Source organism: Roseovarius sp. A46 (assembly GCF_004126395.1).
Lineage (GTDB): Bacteria > Pseudomonadota > Alphaproteobacteria > Rhodobacterales > Rhodobacteraceae > Roseovarius > Roseovarius nitratireducens.
On record NZ_PVWS01000097.1, the window covers coordinates 1 to 339 of the forward strand.

Annotated in this window: 1 protein-coding gene; it reads right to left on the bottom strand. The window is 60.8% G+C overall.

Translation table 11 applies throughout. The annotated features are described in order from the left end of the window. Positions 1-339: hypothetical protein (locus tag C6W92_RS17825; RefSeq protein WP_164989303.1), on the bottom strand; the 339-nt coding region annotated here is incomplete at both ends.

The following is a 339-nucleotide window of genomic DNA, read 5'->3' on the forward strand; positions in this document are numbered from 1 at the left end:
CCATGACCACGGTGATGTCCTCGGTCTTGCGGGCAGTCCCGCTGGAGGTCAGCGTGGTCAGGTTCTCGATCCGCAGATCGCCATCCGAATTGTGCGAGCCGATACGCTGGATGTCGGTCATGTCCTTCGCATCAAGCGTGATGTCAAAGGAATCCGGGCCGCCGGGAGAATCATATCCAATGGACATTGCGTCCCCGTAGAAGCTCGAGCCATCGCGCGCTTCGATCTCGATGTTCTCGATGTTGGAGGTGGTCGGCTGCACGTCGAGCGGCATGATGCCCAGACCACCCATGAACTCGGGAACGAGCGTCGCATCGAGCGTGTCGGTGCCACCGACGC